This window comes from Streptomyces sp. BE303, from assembly GCF_036290945.1.
In the GTDB taxonomy this organism is placed as follows: Bacteria; Actinomycetota; Actinomycetes; order Streptomycetales; family Streptomycetaceae; genus Kitasatospora.
Genome location: NZ_JAQYWZ010000704.1, coordinates 1 through 1,110, shown reverse-complemented (window position 1 = coordinate 1,110; position 1,110 = coordinate 1). Strand labels below are relative to the sequence as shown.

At 69.5% G+C, this 1,110-nt stretch carries 1 protein-coding gene; it reads left to right on the top strand.

The window, feature by feature from the left end; genetic code table 11:
- A partial coding sequence (locus PUR56_RS17065) for an IS4 family transposase (RefSeq protein WP_329949558.1) occupies positions 1-1,077 on the top strand: 1,077 nt, incomplete at its 5' end.
- Positions 1,078-1,110 lie beyond the last annotated feature (33 nt).

The following is a 1,110-nucleotide window of genomic DNA, read 5'->3' as shown; positions in this document are numbered from 1 at the left end:
GCGTTCGCCCAGGCCCGCAGGCGGGTGGGGGCCGAGCCGATGCGCTGGCTGTTCGACCTGCTACGCGGCCCGGCCGCCGGAATCGGCACCACCGGGGCGTGGTGGCGGGGGCTGCTGGTCTGCGCGATCGACGGCACGACGATCACGGTGCCCGACAGCCCCGCGAACCTGACCAAATACACCAAACACCGCTGCAACAACGGCGGTTCGGGATACCCGGCGCTACGACTGCTGGTCCTGGTGTCCTGCGGCACCCGCACCGTCCTGGACGCGGTGTTCGGGCCGACCACGGACGGGGAAACCACCTATGCGCCGCGCCTGCTCCGCAGCCTGCGCGAGGGCGTGATCGTGCTGCTGGACCGCAACTTCGCCGCGCGGACCCTGGTGAGCGCCATCGCCACCACCGGCGCCCACGTCCTGGTCCGGGTGAAGAGCGGCCGCCACCTGCCCGTGCTTCGCCGCAACCGTGACGGCTCCTACCTGTCCCGGCTCGGCACCGTTGAGGTTCGGGTCATCGACTGCGAGATCACCATCGCCACGGCCACCGGCCGCCACACCGGCCTCTGCCGGCTGGTGACCACCCTGACCGACCACCGCACCCATCCCGCCACCGAACTGATCACGCTGTACCACCAGCGCTGGGAGATCGAGACCGCCTACCTGGAGATCAAGTCCACCGTTCTGGGCGGCCGAGTCCTGCGCGCCCGCACCCCCGCCGGCCTCGAACAGGAGATCTACGCGCTGCTGGTCACCTACCAGGTCCTGCGACTGGCCATGGCCGACGCCACCGGTACCCGCCCCCGCGTCGACCCCGACCGGGCCAGCTTCACCATCGCCCTGAACACCGCCCGCGACCTGGTCATCCAGGCCGCGGGCGTCATCGCGGACACCGTCATCGACCTCGTCGGCACCATCGGCCGACGAGTCCTGGCCGACCTCATGCCCGACCGGCGCATCCGCACCCGCCCCCGCGTCGTCAAACGCGCGATCTCCAAGTACAACGCCAAAGGCACCATCGACCGGACCAGCTACAAAGCCACCATCAGCATCGACATCCTGACCACACCAGACCCGTGACAGGAATCCGCAAGCTCTATCTACACGGCATTG